This window comes from Frigoribacterium sp. SL97 (genome assembly GCF_026625765.1).
Lineage (GTDB): Bacteria > Actinomycetota > Actinomycetes > Actinomycetales > Microbacteriaceae > Frigoribacterium.
This window is the reverse complement of record NZ_CP113062.1, coordinates 3407561-3429436: the sequence shown is the minus strand read 5'-3', so window position 1 is coordinate 3429436 and position 21876 is coordinate 3407561. Positions and strand designations below refer to the sequence as shown.

Annotated in this window: 27 protein-coding genes; 12 read left to right on the top strand and 15 right to left on the bottom strand. The window is 72.9% G+C overall.

The features are described 5' to 3' along the window. Nucleotide 1 precedes the first annotated feature (1 nt). Nucleotides 2-874 (top strand): glycoside hydrolase family 16 protein, encoded by an 873-nt coding sequence (locus tag OVA02_RS16685; RefSeq protein ID WP_267658867.1) that lies wholly within the window; start codon nt 2-4, stop codon nt 872-874. On the opposite strand, the gene OVA02_RS16680 is transcribed toward OVA02_RS16685, so the two are convergent. The 3 genes from OVA02_RS16680 to OVA02_RS16670 form a co-directional block, all read right to left on the bottom strand. After that, nucleotides 865-1932 carry an intradiol ring-cleavage dioxygenase gene (locus OVA02_RS16680; protein WP_267658866.1) on the bottom strand — a complete coding sequence of 356 codons (1068 nt, stop codon included), beginning with the start codon at nt 1930-1932 and terminating at the stop codon, nt 865-867. The two genes, OVA02_RS16685 and OVA02_RS16680, sit on opposite strands and share 10 nt — an antisense overlap. Before the next feature lie 351 nt (nt 1933-2283). Continuing rightward, entirely contained in the window at nt 2284-2523 is a 240-nt protein-coding gene (locus OVA02_RS16675; RefSeq protein WP_056047051.1) for a hypothetical protein, read from the bottom strand. Continuing rightward, complete coding sequence (locus OVA02_RS16670) at nt 2520-2999, bottom strand: hypothetical protein (protein ID WP_056047049.1); 480 nt, start codon at nt 2997-2999, stop codon at nt 2520-2522. The genes OVA02_RS16675 and OVA02_RS16670 overlap by 4 nt, the downstream gene beginning before the upstream one ends. Nucleotides 3000-3207: 208 nt before the next feature. Between OVA02_RS16670 and OVA02_RS16665 the strand changes: the two genes are divergently transcribed. From OVA02_RS16665 to OVA02_RS16655, 3 genes are read left to right on the top strand one after another with little or no spacing between them, the layout of a single operon-like run. Continuing rightward, a complete protein-coding gene (locus tag OVA02_RS16665) occupies nt 3208-3753 on the top strand; it encodes a hypothetical protein (protein WP_056047046.1) in 546 nt (181 codons plus the stop codon). Nucleotides 3754-3790: 37 nt separating this feature from the next. Beyond that, nucleotides 3791-4597 carry an ABC transporter ATP-binding protein gene (locus tag OVA02_RS16660; RefSeq protein WP_082460365.1) on the top strand — a complete coding sequence of 269 codons (807 nt, stop codon included), beginning with the start codon at nt 3791-3793 and terminating at the stop codon, nt 4595-4597. Further along, nucleotides 4594-5991, top strand: coding sequence for an ABC transporter permease (locus OVA02_RS16655; RefSeq protein WP_267658865.1), 1398 nt, complete (start codon nt 4594-4596; stop codon nt 5989-5991). The genes OVA02_RS16660 and OVA02_RS16655 overlap by 4 nt, the downstream gene beginning before the upstream one ends. Before the next feature lie 153 nt (nt 5992-6144). On the opposite strand, the gene OVA02_RS16650 is transcribed toward OVA02_RS16655, so the two are convergent. Both OVA02_RS16650 and OVA02_RS16645 read right to left on the bottom strand, forming a co-directional pair. After that, on the bottom strand, nt 6145-6411 hold the full coding sequence (locus tag OVA02_RS16650; RefSeq protein ID WP_267658864.1) for a hypothetical protein: 267 nt from the start codon (nt 6409-6411) through the stop codon (nt 6145-6147). 142 nt (nt 6412-6553) lie between these two features. Then, nucleotides 6554-7363 carry a formate/nitrite transporter family protein gene (locus OVA02_RS16645; RefSeq protein ID WP_159825328.1) on the bottom strand — a complete coding sequence of 270 codons (810 nt, stop codon included), beginning with the start codon at nt 7361-7363 and terminating at the stop codon, nt 6554-6556. 544 nt (nt 7364-7907) lie between these two features. Here OVA02_RS16645 and OVA02_RS16640 point away from each other — a divergent pair. From OVA02_RS16640 to OVA02_RS16630, 3 genes are all read left to right on the top strand, one after another. Then, the gene (locus OVA02_RS16640) at nt 7908-8315 is read left to right on the top strand and encodes an ATP-dependent DNA ligase (RefSeq protein WP_192124281.1); all 408 of its coding nucleotides are present in this window, start codon (nt 7908-7910) and stop codon (nt 8313-8315) included. 170 nt (nt 8316-8485) lie between these two features. Beyond that, nucleotides 8486-8758 carry a hypothetical protein gene (locus tag OVA02_RS16635; protein ID WP_267658863.1) on the top strand — a complete coding sequence of 91 codons (273 nt, stop codon included), beginning with the start codon at nt 8486-8488 and terminating at the stop codon, nt 8756-8758. 51 nt (nt 8759-8809) lie between these two features. Beyond that, nucleotides 8810-9223, top strand: a complete 414-nt coding sequence (locus OVA02_RS16630; RefSeq protein WP_267658862.1) for an SRPBCC family protein — start codon at nt 8810-8812, stop codon at nt 9221-9223. 58 nt (nt 9224-9281) lie between these two features. Here OVA02_RS16630 and OVA02_RS16625 read toward each other — a convergent pair whose 3' ends face one another. The 5 genes from OVA02_RS16625 to OVA02_RS16605 all read right to left on the bottom strand — a co-directional run bounded on the left by OVA02_RS16625 (nt 9282) and on the right by OVA02_RS16605 (nt 12074). Further along, the gene (locus tag OVA02_RS16625) at nt 9282-9830 is read right to left on the bottom strand and encodes an HAAS signaling domain-containing protein (protein ID WP_267658861.1); all 549 of its coding nucleotides are present in this window, start codon (nt 9828-9830) and stop codon (nt 9282-9284) included. Then, entirely contained in the window at nt 9823-10158 is a 336-nt protein-coding gene (locus OVA02_RS16620; RefSeq protein ID WP_056047026.1) for a PadR family transcriptional regulator, read from the bottom strand. Before OVA02_RS16620 ends, OVA02_RS16625 begins: the two co-directional genes overlap by 8 nt. Before the next feature lie 52 nt (nt 10159-10210). Continuing rightward, complete coding sequence (locus tag OVA02_RS16615; RefSeq protein WP_267658860.1) at nt 10211-11122, bottom strand: MerR family transcriptional regulator; 912 nt, start codon at nt 11120-11122, stop codon at nt 10211-10213. Between the two features lie 111 nt (nt 11123-11233). Then, the gene (locus OVA02_RS16610; protein WP_056047020.1) at nt 11234-11455 is read right to left on the bottom strand and encodes a hypothetical protein; all 222 of its coding nucleotides are present in this window, start codon (nt 11453-11455) and stop codon (nt 11234-11236) included. A gap of 73 nt (nt 11456-11528) precedes the next feature. Further along, entirely contained in the window at nt 11529-12074 is a 546-nt protein-coding gene (locus OVA02_RS16605; RefSeq protein ID WP_267658859.1) for a GNAT family N-acetyltransferase, read from the bottom strand. A 147-nt stretch (nt 12075-12221) separates the two neighbouring features. On the opposite strand from OVA02_RS16605, the gene OVA02_RS16600 reads away from it, so the two are divergent. Then, nucleotides 12222-14123, top strand: coding sequence for an ABC transporter ATP-binding protein (locus tag OVA02_RS16600; protein WP_267658858.1), 1902 nt, complete (start codon nt 12222-12224; stop codon nt 14121-14123). Nucleotides 14124-14125: 2 nt separating this feature from the next. On the opposite strand, the gene OVA02_RS16595 is transcribed toward OVA02_RS16600, so the two are convergent. Beyond that, nucleotides 14126-14929, bottom strand: coding sequence for a hypothetical protein (locus OVA02_RS16595; RefSeq protein WP_267658857.1), 804 nt, complete (start codon nt 14927-14929; stop codon nt 14126-14128). A 177-nt stretch (nt 14930-15106) separates the two neighbouring features. On the opposite strand from OVA02_RS16595, the gene OVA02_RS16590 reads away from it, so the two are divergent. Then, nucleotides 15107-16801, top strand: coding sequence for a PHP domain-containing protein (locus OVA02_RS16590; RefSeq protein ID WP_267658856.1), 1695 nt, complete (start codon nt 15107-15109; stop codon nt 16799-16801). Nucleotides 16802-16849: 48 nt separating this feature from the next. On the opposite strand, the gene OVA02_RS16585 is transcribed toward OVA02_RS16590, so the two are convergent. Continuing rightward, a complete protein-coding gene (locus OVA02_RS16585) occupies nt 16850-17650 on the bottom strand; it encodes a DNA-formamidopyrimidine glycosylase family protein (RefSeq protein WP_267658855.1) in 801 nt (266 codons plus the stop codon). 165 nt (nt 17651-17815) lie between these two features. On the opposite strand from OVA02_RS16585, the gene OVA02_RS16580 reads away from it, so the two are divergent. Further along, nucleotides 17816-18379, top strand: coding sequence for a hypothetical protein (locus OVA02_RS16580; RefSeq protein WP_267658854.1), 564 nt, complete (start codon nt 17816-17818; stop codon nt 18377-18379). On the opposite strand, the gene OVA02_RS16575 is transcribed toward OVA02_RS16580, so the two are convergent. The 3 genes from OVA02_RS16575 to OVA02_RS16565 form a co-directional block, all read right to left on the bottom strand. Further along, nucleotides 18363-19001, bottom strand: coding sequence for a class I SAM-dependent methyltransferase (locus OVA02_RS16575; RefSeq protein ID WP_267658853.1), 639 nt, complete (start codon nt 18999-19001; stop codon nt 18363-18365). The genes OVA02_RS16580 and OVA02_RS16575 overlap by 17 nt on opposite strands. A 397-nt stretch (nt 19002-19398) precedes the next feature. Then, a complete protein-coding gene (locus tag OVA02_RS16570) occupies nt 19399-19869 on the bottom strand; it encodes a MarR family transcriptional regulator (protein WP_056046983.1) in 471 nt (156 codons plus the stop codon). A 95-nt stretch (nt 19870-19964) separates the two neighbouring features. Beyond that, complete coding sequence (locus tag OVA02_RS16565; protein WP_267658852.1) at nt 19965-20705, bottom strand: ZIP family metal transporter; 741 nt, start codon at nt 20703-20705, stop codon at nt 19965-19967. Between the two features lie 123 nt (nt 20706-20828). On the opposite strand from OVA02_RS16565, the gene cmtR reads away from it, so the two are divergent. Continuing rightward, nucleotides 20829-21182, top strand: coding sequence for a Cd(II)/Pb(II)-sensing metalloregulatory transcriptional regulator CmtR (gene cmtR / locus OVA02_RS16560; protein WP_324289757.1), 354 nt, complete (start codon nt 20829-20831; stop codon nt 21180-21182). Next, nucleotides 21179-21862, top strand: a complete 684-nt coding sequence (locus OVA02_RS16555; RefSeq protein ID WP_267658851.1) for a cation diffusion facilitator family transporter — start codon at nt 21179-21181, stop codon at nt 21860-21862. Before cmtR ends, OVA02_RS16555 begins: the two co-directional genes overlap by 4 nt. The last annotated feature ends 14 nt before the right edge of the window (nt 21863-21876 follow it).

Genomic DNA, 21876 nt, shown 5'->3' with positions numbered 1-21876 from the left:
CATGATGAGGACCGACCAGCACCTGACGACACGCACCCTGACCCGTCGCACCCTGACGCGTCGCACCCTGACCGGCGTCGGTCTGGCCGCCGCCGCGGCGCTCGCCGCGACCACGGTCGCCGCCACGCCCGCCCCGGCCTCGGCCGAGACCTCCGCCCAGCAGGCGATCGTCTGGTCCCAGGAGTTCGACGGCGGCGCGGGCAGCGCCCCCGACCCCTCGGTCTGGAACCTCGAGACCGGTGGGGGCGGCTGGGGCAACGGCGAGCTGCAGAACTACACGAACTCGCGGTCGAACTCGGCCCTGGACGGCAACGGCAACCTCGTGATCACCGCGAAGCGCGAGGGCGACGGGTCGTACACCTCGGCCCGGCTGACCACGCAGGACAAGTACACGGCGCAGTACGGCCGGGTCGAGGCGCGCATCCAGATCCCGCGCGGCCAGGGCATCTGGCCGGCCTTCTGGATGCTCGGGGCCGACCTGCCCACGAACGCCTGGCCGAGCGCGGGCGAGATCGACATCATGGAGAACGTCGGCTTCGAGCCGCACCGCGTGCACGGCACCGTGCACGGCCCCGGCTACTCGGGCGGTGAGGGCCTGACCAGCACGTGGCAGCACCCGCAGGGGTGGTCGATCGCCGACGACTTCCACACCTTCGCGGTCGACTGGGCACCCGGCTCGATCACCTGGTCGGTCGACGGGCAGGTCTACCACCAGGTCACGCCGGCCAGCACGGGCGGTGACCCGTGGGTCTTCGACAAGCCCTTCTTCATCATCCTCAACGTCGCGGTCGGAGGTGCCTGGCCCGGCTACCCCGACGGCAGCACCCCGCTGCCGCAGCAGATGAAGGTCGACTACGTGCGCGTCTACCAGTAGGCGACGACCCGAGGAGGCGCGGTGCGAGGAGGTCTCGCACCGCGCCTCCTTCCGTCGCCATGGGGTCTCGGCGGCTCAGCGCGAGCCGGGGCGCCGCCGCCACCGGGTGCGGCGCCGGCGGTGGGTGTCGTGCCCGTGTCGACGCGGACGGTCAGCGCCAGTGCGTAGCCCGACGTCGCGTCGCCCGTCACCGTCGGCAGCTGGAGTGCCCCGCTGTCGTCGCTGAAGACGTTGTCGTCGGCGAGGCTGACCCGCCCGAGGTTGGCCGTCGAACCGTCGTAGTCCGAGAGCGCGTAGACGGTCCGGCACGCGTCCGCGGGCAGGGCGAGCTGGGACGTCGCGATCGCGTTCGTCGAATCGGTGATCGACCCCACGTCGGGGTAGACCTCGAAGTGGACGTGCGGCCATCGCCCCGAGTAGCAGGCCGGGAAGACCGACGAGAAGGTCACGGTGCCGGAGGCGTCGGCGACCTGCACGCCGCGCAGGTAGGTCTCGCCCGTGATGCCGTCCGAGTACATCGAGTACCCGCCGGCCGCGTCGCAGTGCCAGACGTAGACGGCGACGTCGGCGAACGGCACGTCGCCGTTCGCCATGTCGAGCACCGTCATGCTCAGCGTGATCGGCACCCCCGCCGCGGTGGTGCCACCGTCGAGGCTCGACCGGATGTCGCTGCGCACGATGCCCGACCGCTCGAGCACGTCGGCTCCGTTCGAGCCGTCGCCAGGGTAGGGCCCGGCGGTCTCGTCGGGGATCTCGCCCGCCGGCAGCGTGGTGGCCGCGCCCGCGGAGGCGCTCGGGCTCGGCGACGCCGTGGCGGTCGAGGAGGCGCCGGTCCCGCCCGCCCCCGTGGCCGACGTGCAGGCGGCGAGCACGACGCTGCCCGCCCCGAGCCCGATCAGGCCCAGCACGCTGCGGCGCGAGACGAGCGTCCGCAGGTCGAAGGCGACGCCCTGGTCGACGACCTCGTCGTCGACGCGGTCGAGCAGTCGGCCCTCGTAGGCAGGGCCCTCGGGCGTGCGGTCGGGTTCGGGGATGCGGGTCGGGCGGGGGTCGCTCATGGTCACGCTCTCGGCTCGGGGCTGGTCGCCTCGGATGGGATCACCGTCATCCTGGAGCCCGTCCCGATGCGCCGGCCCTGCGCCTCCGATGAAGCGCCCATGAAGGAGGCGCGGTGCGAAGGGGGCTCGCACCGCGCCTCCTTGCGTCGGCCGCACCTGCGGCCCGCCCGGGCACGAGAGAGGGGCACGGCCGCGGAAGAGTCCGTAGCCGTGCCCCAGATGCCGATGTTGTCGCATGAGCTTCACGGGCAGGGATGCAAGCAACACCGGCCAATGAAGACGCAAGAAAACGCCTTCGACCCGTGTGACAGTACGCGTCCGTCGGCGATCGTGTTCCCAGCTCGACGCGGGTCAGGCCGAGTTCTTGCCGCCGGCCGAACGGGACATGCCGCCCGCCTCGCCTCGAGGGGCCTCGTGTCGGCGTTCCGCCTCGGCCTGGGCACGGACCCCGGCCCCGGGGTCGGTGGCGTCGAGGCGGGCGGCGATCGCCCGGTCACGTCGTCCGCGCCGGACGACGCCGACGGCGGCCACGACGCCGACGGCGACGATCAGGCCGACGACGACGACGGTGCTGACCTCCACGACGCTCACGGCGTCGGCACCCCGGACGAGACGACGACGATCACGGCGATGATGGAGCCGAGAACGGTCAGCCCGAGGTAGAGCCAGAGCGGAGCGGCGCTGCCACCGACCCGGCGGCGCACGACGACGCTGCGGCCGATCAGGTAGACGAGCGGGCCGAGCAGGGCCCACGCCCAGGAGAAGGGTCGCTCCAGTCCGCGGGAGCGCAGCGTACGGTGGTCGAGCCAGGCGAGCAACACGATGCCGATCCAGAGCACGAACGAGGCGATCTGCACGACGCCCAGGTCACCGGCGTCGACGCCCGTCCGGCCCGGGACGGCCAGTTCGAGGGCGCGCCGCATGGTCACCACCACGAGGCCCATCGCGATGATCGGCGAGAGGGCGATCGCGGTGACGAACGGCGTCGCCGTGAGGGCGATCCGTGGTTCGACCGAGGTCGCCCCCGCGCCGGTGTCGCCCTGGCCGAGGCCTCGGTGGTCGGTCACGATGTCCCCCTCGTTCCCGGAGGGGAGTGCCCCGTCCGTCGTCCGTCCGGACGTCTGCGTGCCGGACCTGCTCTCGACCCTACGACACCGACCGGTACGACCGACTCCCGCTGTGGACGGAGTGGGGGCCACCGGGGGATAACCCCCGCGCGGGTCCGTGGGTGCACGTGATGTTCCGGTACCGGGCCCCGCGGCGAGGATCGTAGACATGAACGACACGACCTCCGCGACCATCGCGACCCGCGCCTCCTCGTCCCCCACCACCCTCCGCCGCGGCGCCCTCGCGGCCGGTCTCGGCGTCGCCGCGCTCGCCGTCGTCACGCTCACGGGGTGCTCGGGGACCGTCGACGCGGCGAAGAGCGCACTTGGCGCGGAGCAGGTGCAGCAGCGCCACTTCGACACCGCCGCCGACGCCCCGAGCACGGCCGACTCGACCGACGTCGCCTGGTTCCTGCCGGCCTGGGTGCCGAGCGACGCCCGCGACGTCGACGTGCGCCTCGACACGCAGGAGCCCGGCTACGAACTCTCGTTCACCTCCGAGACCGGCCCCGACCTCGCCGCCTGCACCCCCGTCGACGGCGACCTCGGCGGCCCGGCCCTCGACCCCGCGACGCTGCCCGAGCCGTTGCCGACCTCGGGTCTCGTCAGCTGTGGCGACGGCCGCGTCGTCGCCGAGGTCGACGGGCGTTGGGCCAGCTGGACCACCGTCGACGCGGTGCCCGGCGACGACGTCAACTCGACGCTGCGCCACTGACCTCACCACCGACCACGACCCGCACAGGAAGATCACGATGACCCCCACTCCCCAGCCCCAGCCCGTCCCGTCTCCCCGTACGGACGACCCGACCCGAGGAGGCGCGGTCCCCGTCGCCCGCGTCCGGAACGTCACGAAGTCCTTCGGCCAGGGCGACGGCCGCGTCGACGCGCTGCGCGACGTCTCGCTCGACCTGCCGGCCGGCCGGTTCACGGCCGTCATGGGCCCGAGCGGCTCGGGCAAGTCGACCCTGATGCACATCACCGCCGGTCTCGACTCGGCCACCTCGGGCCGGGTGCTGCTCGGCGACACCGACATCACGGGCCTCGACGACACCGAGCTGACGCTGCTGCGTCGTCGCCGCATCGGCTTCGTCTTCCAGGCGTTCAACCTCGTGCCCACCCTCGACGTGTCGGCCAACATCGAGTTGCCGTTCCGTCTCGACGGGCGTCGGGCCACGGCCGACGAGCGCGCCTGGATCGACTGGCTCGTCGCCACGCTCGGCCTCGGTGCCCGGCTGACGCACCGGCCCCACCAGCTGTCGGGCGGGCAGCAGCAGCGCGTCGCGATCGCCCGGGCCCTGGCGACCCGGCCCGACCTGATCTTCGCCGACGAGCCCACCGGCAACCTCGACTCGAAGGCCGGCCGCGACGTGCTCGACGTGCTGCGCACCGCGTCGACGGACCACGGCCAGAGCATCGCGATGGTCACCCACGACCCGGTCGCGGCGAGCTACGCCGACCGCGTGGTGTTCCTCGCCGACGGTCGCATCGTGCACGAGATCGACCGCAGCAGTGCGGCCGAGATCTCGGGCGTCATGCTCGACCTGGAGCGTGTCGCGTGAGCGCCCGCGACCAGCTGCTCGAGCACCGTCCGAGCATCCTCGTGGCCGCTCTCGGCACGACCTTCGGCGTCGGCCTGCTCGGCGTCACCCACGTGCTCGAGCAGATCGTCGCCTCGGACGCCGCGGTCGCCGCGAGCGGCACGGTCTCGACGATGCTCGGCTTCGTCGCGGCGGTCTTCGTCGGCCTCGCGCTCTACGTCGGGGCGATCGTCACGGCCAACACCTTCGCCACCGTGGTCGCCGGCCGGACGCCGACGATCGCCCTGATGCGCCTGCTCGGCTCGTCCGCACGGGACCAGCGTCGGGCCGTCGCCCGCGAGGGTCTCGTGGTCGGCGTCGCCGGGGCCGTGCTCGGGACGCTCGTGGGGCTCGCCCTCGTCGTCGTCGCCGTGCGGGTGCTCGTCGGTCGCGGACAGTTGCCCGACCTCGCGTACTCCTACTTCTCGGTGGGCGGTCTCGTCCCGGCGGTGGCCGTGGTGGCGACCACGGTCGCCGCGGCCTGGGTCGGCTCGCGTCGCGTGCTGCAGGTGACGCCGCTGCAGGCGACCGACGCCGCGCAGGACGCCCCCGTCGAGGGCCGGAGCCGTCGCATCGTGCGGACGGTCGTCGCCGCCCTCCTCGTCGTCGGCGGTGGTCTGCTGCTCGTCGTCGGGGTCGTGGTCGGGCTGGTCGACGCGATGGGCGTGCTGATCGCGTTCTTCGGTGGCGTGCTGTCGTTCACCGGGGTCGTCGTCGGAGCCCACGCGCTGATGCCCGCCGTGCTGAGCGCCGTCGGCCGGACCTTCGGCACGAGCCAGGTGGCCCGCCTCGCCGCCGAGAACGCGGTGCGTCAGCCCGAGCGCAGCACGCGCGCCACGATCGGCATCGTGATCGGCGTGACCCTGGTCACGACCCTGTCGGTCGCGCTCGAGACGCTGCGCAGCTTCATCTACTCGATCGAACAGGACCCGTCGTACGCCGCCGAGCTCGACCAGGTGTTCACCACGACGCTGCTGATCGTCGCCGCCCTCGTCGGCTTCTCGGCCGTGATCGCCGCCGTCGGCATGGTCAACGACATGTCGCTGAGCGTCCTGCAACGGAGGCGCGAGCTGGGTCTGCTGCGCGCGATCGGCTCGACCGCGGATCAGGTGCGCCGCATGATCCTGCTCGAGGCGACGCAGATGGCGCTGACGGCGATCGTCGTCGGGGTCGTCCTCGGCGTCGTCTACGGCTGGGCCGGAGCCCAGGCGCTGCTCGGTTCGGCGAACCAGGGCCTGCTGATCGCGCCGACGCTGCCCGTCCCGTTGCTGCTCGGCCTGGCCGTGACGGCCGCCGTGCTGGCCGGGGTCGCCGCCCTCGTCCCGGCCCGCCGTGCCACGTCGGTCACCCCGGTCGAGGCGCTCGCCGCGCGTTGACCGGTGCGGCGGCGCCCGGTGCGCCGCTCGCCGGCGGCCCGATGAACCCCGTTCACGACGATGAACCCCGAAAGATCGGGGTTCATCGTCGCAAACGGGGTTCATCGGCTGACCAGGGGCATCCGCCGGTCCACCGCCGACGAGCGGCCCCGGTCAGGCGTCCGTGGCGGGAGGCGCCGGACGGGGATGCCGGATCGTCGCCACCGTGCCGATGACGCAGACCACCGCCAGGGCGGTCAGTCCGACCAGGAGCAGGGCGCTGACGACGGACGTGCCTCCGTCCTGCACCACCCCGACCAGAGCCTGGACCGCGCAGACGAGCCAGAATACCGCTCCGATGCCCCAGCCGACGGAGGACCCTCGAAACGTCGGCCGTTGCAGTCGGAGCCGACCTCTCGGCTGTTCCGCGTCCTCGTCCATGCTCGCTCCCTCGACGTCATCGGCACTTTCACCGTACGTCGAGTGCCGCGATCATTCAAGGAGGTGCGGCGACGGTCGAGCGTGGCGTCACGGTCTGGTGCGACGACCAGGTCTGGCCGGGGGGTAACCGCTCCTGCGCCTCCTACTCGTTCTCGTCCCGCGCCTTCGAGAAGAGCTCCTTCGTGCGGAGCAGCCTCAGGGAGGTGACGAGGACGAGCCCGCCGAGGATGTTGAAGAGCAACGTGTAGCCGAACCACCCCGCCCACTGGGCGTAGCTGACGTCGCTGCCCGCCTGGATGGCCCCGAAGATGAGGAGCGAGTCGAGGATCGAGTGGAACAGCTGCAGACCGGCCAGGAGGAACGCCCCGGCGACGGCAGCCGCGATCTTCGCGGGCTCGGAGGTGGTTCCGTGCTGCATGCGGGTCATCAGCGTGATCGTGCTGCCACCCAGGACGGCCAGGATCACGGTCTGCAGGGAGAACGGAGCGTCCACGAAGTGGTGAGCCGACTCGTCGAGGGTCGTGTGCCATTCGGGGAAGGCCTGGACGACGAGCCACATGAAGATCCACCCGCCGGCGAGGTTGGCGACCAACGTGGCGCCCCAGAGCTTGAGGAGTTGCAGGAACGTGCCCTCCTTCGCCGCGAGTGCGGCGATCGGCAGGAGGAAGTTCTCGGTGAAGAGCTCCGAGTGCGCCAGGAGCAGGGCGAGGAACCCGATGCTGAACGCCAGGCCCGCGAGCAGGTGGCTGCCCGTCTCGGTCAGCACGGCGAGCATCGCCATGATCCCCAGGCCGACCTCGAGTCCTCCGAAGAAGCCCGTGATGAGCGTGGTGCGGAGCGTGCGGTGCAGGCGTTCGGCGCCTTCTTCCACCGTCGCGTCGAACGATTCGTCGAGTTCGTCCTCGAGGGGTTCGTCCGACTCGCCCAGTTCTCGCCGACGTCGTTCGCTCATCGCTCGTTCCTTTCGCGGGAACGAGTCTCGTCCTCGGGATGAACAGTAGAGACGAAGCGGACTCCGTGTGACGCCGCTCCTGGATCACCCGGGGTCAGGAGGCGCGGGCGGCCAGGCTCTCGAGGAGATCCCTCGTGCCCGGCGTCGTGCTCGGGGACGTCGACGCTGCCGCAACGCCCACCGCGCCCGCTGGTATCAAAGCGTTCGCCTTAAGTCCAGATCTGTCGTGCATCCCGGGCGCAGGCGCAGGCTGGGCATGTCTTGAGGGTGGTTCAGGTCCTCAAGGCGTGCGCTGGCACCGGTCGGGTCCGGTGCGAGCTGCCGGCGACAGGGTCCCGTTCGGGTCGGGACCCTGTCGCCCTTCCTCGTCGGCGGTCTAGTGTCAGGTCTCGAGGAGAGCCGAGCGGACGCATCACCGATGTGGTCTCGTCACCACGTGTGGCGTCGCGAAGACGGCCGGCGCAGTGCGCAGTGAGATCCGCACACCACCACAGCCCAGACCCTGCTGTCAGCACCGTCGGGCGTTCTCCGTCTCGGAGCAGCCATGGGATACATCGTCTACGACGGCGACGTCCTCGAGTTCAAGGTCGAGGACCGTCTCCTCGCCCACCTCCAGATCGTCATCGTGAACAAGTTCCGCCAGAACGAGTCGTTCATGTTCTCGTGGAAGGAACCGATCGAGACCGGCGACGGCCGGTCGACCGTCTGGCTCTCGCCCCAGATCAGCCTCCGGTTCAAGTTCGCCGGCAGCCGCACGGTCGAGATCAACCCCACCTGGCTCGCAGCGCTCTACGCCAGTGCGTCGTCGGGCCGGGGCCTCTACCCCGAAGCAGAGCCCGATCACGACCCGGCGACCCACCTGCCCGGCGTGACCGGCACGCACGTCGACTGGGCCACCGACCGTCCCGAGCCGTCGAGGACGAGGGCGGCGAGACCGCCGAGTCGCGCCTAGCCCGCGGGGCGCCACGTCTGGCCTAGCCCGCGGGGCTCCACGTCTGGAGGGTGCGCAGGGACCGGCGCGACGCCGGTCACCAGGCGGTCGGGTCTCCGAGGTCCACGGGGGCAGGCTACGCCTCGATCGGAGCGCTGGCGACCGCCTACCGCGCACGCTATGGTCCGGGCATGACACAACGTGCCGGCCCGGTCTCCCGCCTCGTCCTGGGTGGCGGTCTGGCGGCGTCCGTCGTGGGCGTCGTCGTGCTCGTCGTCGCGTCGGCGAGGCCCGTGTCCTTCGGATGGTTCGCGTACGCCCCCGTGTCGGACACGACCTTCACCGCTGACGGCGTGCACGTGTTCTCGACCGCGACTCTCGTGGGCGCGGTCGTCCTCGTCGTCGGCCTGCTCGGCCTGGCGGCAGGGCTCGGCTACCGACGAGGTGCGCGCCGCCGAGGCTGACGCGGCGTCGTGAGGGTCGCTCGTCGGGCGGAACGCTGCTAGCTTCCCGGCATGACCTGGCCCGCCGTCCACATCTCACGTGCGTTCGACCACGACGTCACCGCCGTCTCGAGCGTCGCCGGCGACCCGGAGAACCTGCCCGCGTGGGCGGCCGGTCTGAGCGCCGGCATCCGTCACGACGAGGGGCGGTGGTTCACGGACTCACCCATGGGGGTCGTCGAGGTCGCGTTCACCGGGCCGGTGGAGCTCGGCATCCTCGACCACGACGTGACCCTGCCGGACGGGACGGTCGTGAGCAACCCCTTCCGCGTCGTGGCCAACGACCAGGGGAGCGAGGCCGTCTTCACCCTCTTCCGCCGGGACGGGATGTCGGAAGCGGACGTCGAGTCCGATGTCCGTCTCGTGCGTGGTGACCTCGACCGGCTGGCGACGCTGCTCGACGAGCGTCTCCCGCGCTCCCGGTAGGGGAACGGCCGACGGGCGCACGGCTCGGAGGTCGTCCCGCGACGAGCAGGAGCTCGCGTCAGGCGTGCCAGCCCCGGCGCTGTGCGCGGACGGCCAGCACGACGCCGACCACGGGGAACACGAGGTAGGCGACCAGGACGACGAGGTGGGTGCCGCCGAGACCCGCCGAGGCCATCACCGTCGAGGCCGCGAGGGCGAGGAGGACCACACCCACGGTGGCGAGCCACGAGGCCGCCTTCTCCCGTCGGCTCCAGGCTCTTGCCTGGCTGACGAAGAGGAGGCCGGCGATCGCACCGACGACCGGCACCAGGAACGAGCCGACGATCAGGACGACGACCGCGACGATCGAGAACGTCCGACCGGGAGGAGGCGCGTCCGGGCTGGTGGGAGGAGCCTCGCCGACGGTCTCGGCGCGCGCCCCGGCGGCGATGAAGGCCGGGTCGCCGAGCTGCCGGATGCGCGCGGCCGCGGCCTCGGCGTCGAGACCCTGGAGCTCCTCCCGGATGCCGGTGACGATGTCCCGGTGCAGGTCTGCCGGGAGTTGGTCGAGCTCGGTGTCGAGCTGCGCGAGGTAGGCGGTGGTGATCTCGGGTGTGGTGTCAGTCACGGGTGTCTTCTCCGATGAGTCGGTGTACCGAGGCGGTGAACGGAGCCCACTGGAGGCGGAAGGCACCGAGCTGGTCGCGCCCGAGGGGTGTGAGCCGGTAGTACTTGCGGACGGGCCCCGTCGCGGACGGCTGGTCGAAGGCGGTCGCCAGGCCTTGGGCCCGGAGGCGACCGAGGATGGGGTAGAGCGTCCCGATGCTCGCGACGAGCCCCGCCTCGACGAGCTGCTCGGAGAGCTGCCAGCCGTACATGGGCTCACGGTCGAGCAGTCCGAGGATGCAGTACTCGACGACCCCCTTGCGCAGTTGCGCCCCCACGTCTGCTGTCATGCGTCACAAGCTACCTTGCGGTGCAAGACAGGTCAAGGGCTCGCGGGACCGCTCAGGGCGTGGGCGTCTCGGCCACCGCCAGGTGGAGGGCCAGTTCCATGCAGCGCAGGCGGGCGGGGGAGAAGTCGTAGGGCATGCTCCGGATGACGTCCGCCGCGCTCCTGGCGCGGGAGCCCGCCGCCGTCTCGGGCGCCGGCGCCGCCTCGGCACCCTCGGTGGGGTGTCGATCGTCCCAGGCGTCGAAGATCGCGTCGTCCTCGTCCCGCTGGCCCGACTCCTCGACCAGGCCCAGCAGCCTGATGTCGAAGGCGTGCCGTTCGGCCGCCACCCGTGCCACCCGGGGGTCGTCGACGGCGACCGAGTCGTCGAGCGCCTCCTCGGCGGCGTCGACGCGGTCGGACTCGGCACGCAGCTCGGGGTGCAGGGCCAGCACGAGGAATCGGCTCGCCTGGAGGACGGCACCCAGCGGGCCGAAGATGCGCTCGGTGACCAGCAGCGTGTCGAGGTCGTCCTGCCGCAGCGAGCCCTCGGGCGCGGCCTCGAGCCGGGTGGAGACGATCTCGTCGAGAAGCCCCAGGCGGCTGCCGAGCATCCGCATGCGCCGGACCGACTCCCTCTTCCGGCGTAGCTCGTCCTCCTGCGCGGCGAGGGTGTCCTCCAGTCGGGCGAGGACGCCGGCGACCTCGTCCGTGGTCTCGGTCACGCCGGTGTCCGCGCCCGGCGCGGCCCCGGTGAAGGCGTCACGGATGTCGTCGAGGGCGATCCCGGCGTCGGCCATCCGGCGGATCCACAGCAGCCGGATGATCTCCGCGTAGCCGTACCGCCGTCGGCCGTCGGTGCCCCGCTCGCGCTCGGGGAGCAGGCCCATCTGGTGGTAGTGGCGGATCGCCCGGGGAGTCACGCCGACGAACGCCGCGGCGTCGCCGATCAGGACCTGACGGGGCGGAACCGGGATGGCATGCATGACGGGCCTTTCGACGCGGGACGACACGGGACGTGCTTCGAGCAGACCACATGACGCTGCGGCACCTGCAACCCGGGCGGTCCCGGAATGCCCGCCGACGGAGGCGCGGGGTCAGTCCCCGGCGCGATGGTCGTCGCGACGGAGGCCGACGATGCCGACGACGATCGCCGCGATGCCCACGGGGATGCCCAGGTAGGCCAACGTCCCCGCGCGACCGCCGTCCGGCACCGAACCGAACGCGCCGGACAGGGCGAGCGCCGAGAACAGGCAGGCGACGACTCCGAACCCGATGAGCGCCCATCCTTCGGTCGATCCGCCGCGCCTCATGAACATGCCCGTCTCCGTTCCGTCGCGGTGGACTCCTCGGCACGAGTCTGCCCGTCGACGTCCCCCCGGGGCCGACGTGTCACCCGGGGAACTCGTCGGCGAGCATCGCGAAGACGAGGGTGTCGGTCCATTCGCCCTTGCTCCAGAAGTCCTGCCGGTGGTGCGCCTCCTGCCGCATGCCGACCCGGGCCGCGAGTCGGGCGGAGGCCGTGTTGCGGCCGTCCATCTGCGCGGTCACGCGATGGACGTCGTCCCGGGCGAACGCGAGCCGCAGCGCGGCCGCGACCGCCTCGCCCGCGAAGCCCCGGCCTCCGTGGTCGGGATCGAGCGTCCATCCGACCTCGAGCGTGCGGGGTTCGGACTCGGTGCGCCACAGCGCCACCGTGCCGATGAGCCGGCCCTCCCGTTCGACGACGAGGGCGAGTGCTCCGACGGGCTCGGCGAGGTCCGTCCGAGCCAGGCGCCGATCGAGCTGTGCCCGTCCGGACTCGATCGTCCAGGGCTCCTCCAGGAGGTACCGCGAGACGTCCGGTCGTGAGTGGATCGCGAGGAGTCGCTCCAGATCGTCCTCGCGATGCAGGCGGAGGGTCAGCCGGGGGGTCGACGCCAGGGTGTCCGTGTCCATGGCGTCGATCCTCGTGCATCGCCCGGCCTCGGCGAGGATTCCTGCCGACCGTCCCCGGGCAACGTCGGACCGTCCCGGGCACGGCTGCTGCGAGCTCGGGGCGATCCGCCGTCTACATTGGGCCAGGCCCCCACGGAAGGAACCACCATGAGCATGGAAGGCGCGGCCTGGAGCTCGCTCTACAAGATCTCGTCCGCACGGGACGGCGGGCACGGCATCTCGCGCGCGTCCGTCCGGCGGATACTGACGTTCGCGGTGCCTTACCGGTCGAAGCTCGTCGTCTTCATCGCCCTCTCCGTGGTGGGTGCCGTGCTCGCGGTCGCGACGCCCGTGCTGGCCGGCCGGGTGGTCGACGTCATCGTCGCGCGGGGCGAACTCGCGTCCATCGTGCGGCTCGCCGTCCTCATCGCCGTCGTGGCGCTGGCCGACGCCGGCGTCTCGCTCGTGACGCGCTGGTTCTCGGCCCGGATCGGCGAGGGCGTGATCCTCGACCTCCGCACCGCCGTCTTCGACCACGTGCAGAAGATGCCGATCGCGTTCTTCACCCGCACCCGGACGGGCGCCCTCGTGAGCCGCCTCAACAACGACGTGATCGGCGCCCAACAGGCCTTCAGCGGCACCCTGTCGGGCGTCGTCACGAACGTCGTGGCCCTGGTCCTCACGCTGATCGTGATGCTCAGCACGTCCTGGCTCGTGACGGTCCTCGCCGTTGTCATGCTGCCGATCTTCCTGGTCCCCGCGCGGCGCATGGGCAGCCGCCTGGCCGCGCTGCGCCGCGAGGCCGCCGACCACAACTCCGCGATGAGCACGCAGATGACCGAGCGCTTCTCCGCGCCCGGGGCCACCCTCGTCAAGTTGTTCGGCCGTCCCGACGAGGAGGCGGAGGAGTTCCGCGTCCGTGCCGCCCGGGTCCGCGACATCGGGGTCCGCACCGCGCTGCTGCAGTTCGTCTTCGTCACCGCCCTGACGCTCGTCTCCGCCCTCGCCCTCGCGCTCGTGTACGGACTGGGCGGCGCCCTCGCGCTCGCCGGCCAGCTCGACACCGGCGAGGTCGTCACCCTGGCCCTCCTCCTCACGCGCCTGTACGTGCCGCTGACCGGCCTCGCGAACGCGCGGGTCGAGATCATGAGCGCGGTGGTGAGCTTCGAGCGCGTCTTCGAGGTGCTGGACCTCGAACCGCTGATCCAGGAGAAGCCCACCGCCGCCTCCGTCCCCGAGGGCCCGGTGAGCGTGGAGTTCGACGACGTCCGCTTCGCGTACCCGTCCGCCGACAAGGTGTCCCTCGCCTCCCTCGAGGAGGTCTCCACCCTCGACACCCGCGGTGGCGAGGAGGTGCTGCACGGCGTGTCCTTCCGGATCGAGCCCGGCCAGACCGTCGCGCTCGTGGGCACGTCGGGTGCCGGGAAATCCACGATCGCGCAGCTGATGTCGCGTCTGTACGACGTCGACGGCGGCGCCGTGCGCCTCGCGGGGACGGACGTCCGCGACGTGACCTTCGCCTCGATGCGCCACACGCTGGGCATGGTGACCCAGGACGGCCACCTGTTCCACGAGACGATCCTCAGCAACCTGCGCCTCGCGAGGCCGGACGCGACCGACGACGAGGTGTGGGACGCCGTCCGCCGCGCGCGGCTCGAGCCCCTCATCCGGTCGCTGCCGGACCAGCTCGACACGATGGTGGGGGAGCGCGGCTACCGGCTGTCGGGAGGCGAGCGTCAGCGCATGACCATCGCGCGCCTCCTGCTGGCGCAGCCCCGCGTCGTCATCCTCGACGAGGCGACCGCGGCTCTCGACTCGACGTCCGAGGCCGCCGTGCAGGCGGCCCTCAGCGAGGCGCTCGAGGGGCGGACCGCGCTGGTCATCGCGCACCGCCTGTCCACCATCCGCAGCGCGGACCAGATCCTCGTGGTCGAGGACGGCTCGATCGTGGAGCGCGGCACCCACGAGGAGTTGCTGGCCGCGGCCGGCCGCTACGAAGAACTGCACCGCACGCAGTTCGCCGTGCAGAAGGACGTCGCCGCGGACGAGCAGGCGCCGAGCGCGCCGTAGCCCTATTCCGCGGGCGGCCCGTCGACGGGCGTGGTCCGGCGTCGCCGCAGCACGAGGGCGGTGCCCGCCGCGAGCAGCCCGGCGGCGAGCGCGCCGACCCCGGCGACCTGACCGCCCGTGAAGGCGAGGGCTCCGTCGGCGGAGGGCCGGGCCGTGGCCGAGGGGCGCGGCGTCGAGCCCGTCCCGGCCCCGGCCCCGTCCGTGGGTGCGGGGGAGGGTGCCGTGCCGGGGTCGGTCGGCAGCGCGGTCGGGTCGTCCGTCGGCGGAGCCGGGTCGACCTCGGCGCCGGGCACCGACCAGGTCCCCGCGGCGAAGGTCACGGGCAGCGTCGCCGCGACGACGACCGTCGACGGGATGCCGGACTCGACGACGAGGCACTCCAGCGAGAGCGTGGCTCCGCCCTCCTCGACGCCGGCGGCGACCACCTCCTCGAACGAGATGGCCATCGGCACCTCGACCGGCTGCCCCGCGGTCACCGCGACGCTCGGGGACGTGACGACGGTCGCGCCTCCCGACGTCACCGAGAGCCGGGCGGCGTCGTCCGCGTCGGCCGGGCAGCCCGCGGCGAGCAGCGCCGAGGCGAACGAGGGATCGGCGCGTGCGTCGCCCGACACGATCGCGGTCCCCGCGGCGTCGCGCAGCACGAGCGGCGCGGGGTCGGCGGGTGCGGGCGCCGGGGCGGCGACGGCGACACCGGGGCCGGCCAGGCTGGCGACCGCGCCGGCGGCGAGGGCCGCCGTGACGAGCAGGCCCCGTCCGGAGGCGCGCGAGGGGAGACGACGGACGGCGGGGGCGGAGGGGAGCATCGGGACCTTCGGTGGGTGCGTGGACTGCGCGGCGGGGAGCGCGCGGCGACGCCAGGACTGTCGCGCACCCGGGGGAACGGTTCGTGAACGCCCGGTGTCGTCCGCGTCCCCGACCGTTGGCCTGCGGTTCAGGCCCGCTGCCTACGGTCGGGACGCCCGCCCGACGAAAGTGAAGCCATGTCCCTCGACCCCCGCCCCGAGCAGTCCGCGCCGACCGGATCGGGCCTCTCGCGCCGGACCTTCCTCGGGGCCTCCGTCGCCGCGACGGTCGCCGTGGGGACGACGGCCCAGGGGCTGCGGGGAGCGGACCCCGCGCAGGCGGCGCCGCTGCCGTCGGCGCCCGCCGTCGTCGATCCGGTCGCCCTCTCGTGGCTGGTCTTCGACCACCACGTGCACTCGGTCTACTCGCACGACGCGAAGTACCCCATGACGACGATCCTCGACCAGGCGCAGAGGTTCGGGGTCGACGCCATCGCCTTCACCGAGCACAGCAACAAGGGCCACGCCAACGTCGGCGGGGTGTTCAACGCCGCCCGCGAGATCGAGACCGCGCGGGCTGCCCGGCCCGACCTGCTCGTGCTGCAGGGGCTCGAGTGGTACATCCCCGGCGCCGAGCACGCCACCGTGCTCGTCGCACCCGGTCCCGCCACGACCCGTGTGCTGCGCCGCTTCGAGCTCGACCACGACGGCAAGCTGAACGGCTGGGAGAAGCCGCGCCCCGGCACCGACGACGCCGCCGAGTGGCTCGTGCACGCCACCGACGCGATCGCCTGGCTCGGCGCCCAGAAGAGCGCTGGCGTCGTCGACGACGTGATCGTCCTGGCGAACCACCCGAGCCGCCTCGGCATCGACTCGCCCGGCGAGCTGCGGGCCTGGCAGGACGCCGACCCCGAGGTGTTCGTCGGCATGGAGGGCGCCCCCGGTGCCCAGGCGGGTGCCGTCGCCGCGAACGCGTCGGCGCGCTCGCGGCGGGGCGAGTACGAGAACGCCCCCAGCGAGTTCTCGTTCGCCGGCTACCCCGCCGAGGCCTACCTGACCCACGGCGGCTTCGACTGGACGACGGCCGTCGTCGGCGGCGTGTGGGACTCGCTGCTCAGCGAGGGCCGGCGCTGGTGGATCACCTCGAACAGCGACCTCCACCTCAAGGAGTCCGACGCCACGCGCGTCGGCGACTTCCCGACCGGGCCCGGCTGGGAGTCCGGCGCGACGCTCGGCAACTTCGACCGTGCCGGCCGCCGCCCCGACCCGGTCGCGACGGCCACGCCCCAGAACGGCGCCGACTTCTGGCCGGGCGAGTTCAGCCGGAACCACGTCGGCGCCGTCGACCGGTCGTCCGCCGCGCTGCTCGACGCTATCCGCGCCGGTCGGCTCTGGGTCGACCACGGGCACCTGGTCGCCGGGCTGTCCGTCGTGCTCCGGGCCACCGGCGGGCAGGAGGCGCAGGCCACCCTGGGCGGGACCCTCACCGTCCCGCGCGGCACCGCCCTCGAGCTCGTGGTCGACGTCGTGCCCACGACGACGCCCACCTCACGGGGCACGATCCCGCGGCTCGCCCACCTGGACGTGATCCGTGGCCGCGTCACCGGACCCGCGGCCGACCGCGACGAGCAGCGCGCGCCCGCCACCCGGGTCGTCGAGCTGCTCGACGTCGCCGACCGGTCCGCCGCTCCGTTCCGCGTCGTCGTGCCGCTCGAGCCCGCCACCGAGGACGGCTACGTGCGCCTGCGCGGCAGCGACGGCCGGGTGCACGGCGTCGGCCCGCTCGGAGCCGACGTCGACCCGCGGGCACCCCAGCCGTTCCCGATGAGCCCGGCCGACCCGTGGGCCGACACCTGGCTGTACGCGAACCCGATCTTCGTCAGCGTGCGCTGAGCCGGCCGCGGCCCACTCCTGGGGGAACGTCGTCGCGACCGTCCCGCGTCACGCCGCGGGCTGGCACCGCGGGCACCACCAGGCCCGCCGCGTGCGGCCGTCCGGCGTGGGAGGGTCGTCGCGCGCCTCGACGCGGGTGCCGCAGCGCAGGCACGGGCGTCCGGCCCGGCCGACGACCCAGTGCGTCTCGCCCCGGCGCGTCCGGCCCGTCGTGACCTGGTAGGCGCCGGGCGTCGAGACCGAGAAGCGCAGGGCGCGGGCGGCCACGTCGACGAGCTTCACCAGGTCGACCTCGGCGATCGGGGAGGCCGGGTGCACGCCACGCAGGTACCCCACCTCGTTGACCCAGAGGTTGCCGAGGCCGGCCATCGGACGTTGGTCGAGCAGCGCGGCACGGACCGTGACGTCGGGGAGAGCGGCCAGGCGACGTCGCGCCTCCTCGGGGTCCCAGTCGGGGCGCAGCGGGTCGGGGCCCAGGTGGCCGACCAGCGTGTGCTCGTCCCGGGTCGGCACCAGGTCGACGACCGGCAGGTCGACGCCCCAGAGGGTGTGGCCGTCGTCGAGCCGGGCACGCACCCGCACCTGCCGCTGCAGCCGGGACGGCAGGACGCGGCCGGGGCGCGTGAGCGTCCACGACCCCTGCATGCGCAGGTGCGTGTGCAGGGTGGTGGCGTCGTCGAAGCGGGTCAGGAGGTGCTTGCCGTGGGTGTCGACCTCGACGACGCGCCGACCGGCGAGCGACTCGCCCGCCCGGCCGCCCGACCGCAGCTCGCCGTCGACGACGACCCGCCCGACGAGCGAGGGACGGAGGCGCGCGGCCAGCAGGTGGACGCTGTCACCCTCCGGCATGCCGCGATGCTACTCGGCGTGCCCCGCGCCGGTCACGCGGGAGTCGCACCGCCGACGCGTCGTCGAACCACCGTGTCCCGTGGTTCGACGACCCGACGGTGGTGCGACCCCGACGCGGGACACGCTGGCATCACCACGATCGGTCGTCTGCCTTAGCCTCGGCCCATGAGCTCACCCACCTCGTCCGGGCCGTCGACAGGAACGTCGTGTCCCGTCGCGGTGCTCCTCCCGGGTACCGGGTACGGGGTCAAGGCGCCGCTGCTCTATTGGCCTGCGTTGATGCTGCGGCAGCTCGGTTGGCGAGTCGAAACCGTCGAGTGGGATGCCCGAGATCTGACGGCCGACGACTCGCGGCCCGTCGTCGAGGAGCGGCTGCAGGATGCCGCGGAGGCCGTCGGCGGTCGCGTCGACCTCGTCCTCGCGAAGTCGTTCGGCACCCTCGCGTTGCCGTGGGCCGTCGGACACGGTGTCGCAGGGGTGTGGTTGACGCCGGTGCTCACCGAGCCCGTGGTCCTCGATGCGTTGACCCGCGCCTCCTCGTCACACCTCGCCGTGGGCGGAGGGGCCGACTCGATGTGGCAGCCGGCGCGGGGGCTCGAGACCCGTGCGGGCCTCGTCACGGTCGACGGCGCCGACCACGGCCTGCTCGTCGACGATTGGGCGACTTCGTTCGACTCGCACCGCGCCGTCCTCATGGCGATCGAGACCCACATCAAGGGGCTGGGCTGACGGTCTCACCCTGAGCGAGTCGGGCGATGATCGCACCGTGGGGCCTCGGCCCGGACGGCGGTCCCGTGCGGGTGTGGGTCTCGAGCACGTCGAACCCGGTGGCGCGCAGTTCGTCCGCGAGGAGGTCGGGTGCCCAGCGCCACGCGGTCGTGATCGCGTGGTCGAACGGTTCGACGGTCGACCCGGTCGACCCGGTGAAGAACCCGACGAGCAGCCCGCCGCCCGGCCGGAGCACGCGGGCGAACTCGCGGAGGGGGCGCCGGATGCTGCCCGGGTCGTGGTGGATCAGCGAGTACCAGGCGAGGACTCCGGCGAACTCGTCGGCGTCGGAGGGCAGGGCATCGATGCTGCCGAGGTCGAACGAGACGTCCGGGTGGGTGTGGCGCGCGTGCTCGACGAAGGCCGGGACCCGGTCGAGACCACGCACGTGGACGCCCCGCGCGGCGAGGTGCCCCGACCAGTGGCCCGGCCCGCAGCCCGCGTCGAGCACGGGGCCCTCTACCGTCGTCGCCCAGGACGTCACCAGGTGTTCGTCGGCGGGGTGCACCGCCGACATCGAGCCGAGGTGGTCGACGTACTCGCGGGCGCGCGCGGCGTAGCGCTCCCCGACGTCGGATGTCATGCCCCGCAGCCTACGAGTCGTGGCTCGGGGCCGGGGCCGGGGCCGGAGTCGAAGTCGGCGTCGGAGTCGGAGTCGGAGTCGCACCACCGTCGAGTCGTCGCACCACGCAACACGGTGGTGCGACGACGCGACGGTGGTGCGACCTCGACCTCGATGGCGGGGCGTCGCATCGACAGGGGCGGTGCGGCACCGCCGACTGGACGTCGCACCGCGCAAATCGGCGGTGCGACGCTCAGTTCGCGGTGCGACACGGGTGAGGAGGCGCGGCGAGAGCGGGCGAGGAGGCGCGGTGCAACCCGGGCGAGGAGGCGCGGCGCGGCGGGCGAGGAGGCGCGGCGAGAGCGGGCGAGGGGCGCGGTGCGACCGGGCGCACGAGTCCGGCACCGGCCGGCCCGGGTCAGGACGCGGATTCGCGGGCGGCGGCGTCGAGCGCGGCGGCGATGCTGTCGAGCTGGGGGAGGGCCTCGGCGATCGTCTCGTCCGTGCCCGTGGTCGAGAGGACGTACTGGTACGCCTCGCGCAGGGTGGTCGTGGTGTCCTCTCCCTGCGTGGTCAGGTGGAGGAAGAGGCTGCGGCGGTCGCCCGGGTGACGGCTGCGCGTGACCTGCCCCGACTTCTCGAGTCGGTCGACCACGGCCGTCGTCGCCCCCGTGCTCAGCAGCAGCTGTTGGGCGAGTGCTCCCGGGGTGAGCCCCGGGGCGTCGGCGACGGCGAGCAGGGCCGCCAGCTCGGTGTGGCCCATCCCGAAGACCTTCGCGGCGTGGAGCCGGTAGCGGCGGTGGGCCTCGTCCAGGGTCTGCAGCGTCGCGGCGAGGCGCCGGACGGACTCCGGGTGGTTCTCCGGAGTGGCGGGAAGGTCGGGGCTCACGACAGCAGGGTACCGAGCATCGCCCCCGGTGTCGGCACCGTTGCGCAGAACGGATGACCCAGTTCGGGGCGCGACGACCCGCTCGGGCGACCCGCTCAGGCGACCTGGTGCACGACGTAGCTCGCGACGAAGCCGAGCACCGTCACGAGTCCCGTGAGCGTCTGCGTCTTGCGGAAGGCCTCGGGGATCAGCGTGTCGCAGATCATCGCGAGGATCGCCCCGGCGGCGAACGCCATGACGAACGACTGTCCGCCCTCGGGCACCCCGCCGAGCAGGGCGTACCCGCCGAGCGCGGACAGGGCGCACACCACGGCGATGCCCGACCAGAGGCCGAAGACGTACCCGGCCGACCGGCCCGACGACTTGAGGTCGGCCGTGCTCGACATGCCCTCGGGGAAGTTCGAGATCACGACGGCCACCAGCACGGCGATGCTGAGGGACCCGCCGCCCGTCAGGCTGACGCCCTGCACGGCGGTCTCGGGGACGCCGTCGAGCAGGGCGCCGAGGGCGATGCCCAGGCCGGTGCCCGAGCCGGCCGACCCGCGACGGTGGTGCTTGCGCCGGAACCCGCCGTGCTCGAGAAGCTGGTCCAGGACGACGTAGACGACGGCGCCCGCCAGGAACCCGCCGAGGGTCGGGAGCAGCCCGCCGCTGCTCGTGGCCTCGTCGACGAGGTCGAACGAGAGCGCGGAGATCAGGACGCCGGCACCGAACGCCATGACCAGGGCGACCACCTCGCGGGGCACCCTGACGAACCACGACACCGCCGCCCCGACGACCAGGGAGAGGCCCGAGAGCAGGCCGGCGAGAGAGGCGAGGAGGAGCGGTGAGGGCACGAGGACGTGTCTAGTCCTTCCGTGCGCAGGAGGCGCGGTGCCGGTCCCGAGGACCGGACCCGCGGGGGATGGACGTATGCCCCGGGCGCCCGGACCGGTCAGCGAGTGCTGTATGGTCAGTACGTGCTGACCCTTTCGTCCCGCGTCGACGTGATGAACCGCCTGGGGCGGGCGATGGCCGACCCGACCCGCTCACGCATCCTGTTGACCCTGCTCGAGGGCCCCGGCTACCCCGGCGTCCTCGCGACGGAACTCGGCCTGACCAGGTCGAACGTGTCGAACCACCTCGCATGCCTCCGCGGGTGCGGCCTCGTCGTGGCCGCCCCCGAGGGGCGATCCACACGGTACGAGATCGCCGACGTCCACCTGACCCGAGCACTGACCGCCCTCGTCGAGGTGGTCCTCGCGGTCGACGACGGTCTGCCGTGTCCGGACGACTCGTGCGACGTGCCGCTCTGCTGCGGGGGCGGTGCATGACCTCCGCCGCACTGTCGCCCGCGCCCATCACCCCGGCCCGTCGCCTCCTGCTGCAACGGCGCATCCGTCTCGTCGTGGCGATCACGATCGGCTACAACGTCGTCGAGGCGATCGTCGCGATCGCCGCGGGCACGGTCGCGTCCTCGACCGCGTTGATCGGCTTCGGCCTCGACTCCGTCGTGGAGGTGCTCTCGGCCGCGGCGGTCGCCTGGCAGTTCGCGGCCCCCGACCCCGAGAGGCGCGAACGGCTCGCCCTCCGCGTGATCGCCGTCTCGTTCCTCGGTCTCGCCGCCTACGTCGGCGTGGACGCGGTCCTCGCCCTGACCGGCGCCCGCGAACCCGACCACTCCCCGGTCGGCATCGTGCTGGCCGCCGTCAGCCTGGCGGTCATGCCGTTCCTCAGCCTCGTCGAGCGACGAACCGGCATCGAACTCGGCTCGGCCTCCGCCGTCGCCGACTCCAAGCAGACCCTCATCTGCAGCTACCTCTCGGCCGCCGTCCTGCTCGGCCTGGTGCTCAACCTCGCCTTCGGATGGACCTGGGCGGACCCCGTCGCAGGACTCGTCATCGTCGTCTTCGCCGTCCGTGAGGGGGTCGAGGCCTGGCGCGGCGAGGCCTGCACGACACCCGTCTCGGCCCTCACGGGCGAACGCGAAGCCGAGGCCTGCGACTGCTGCTGAACGGCCGGCCCACC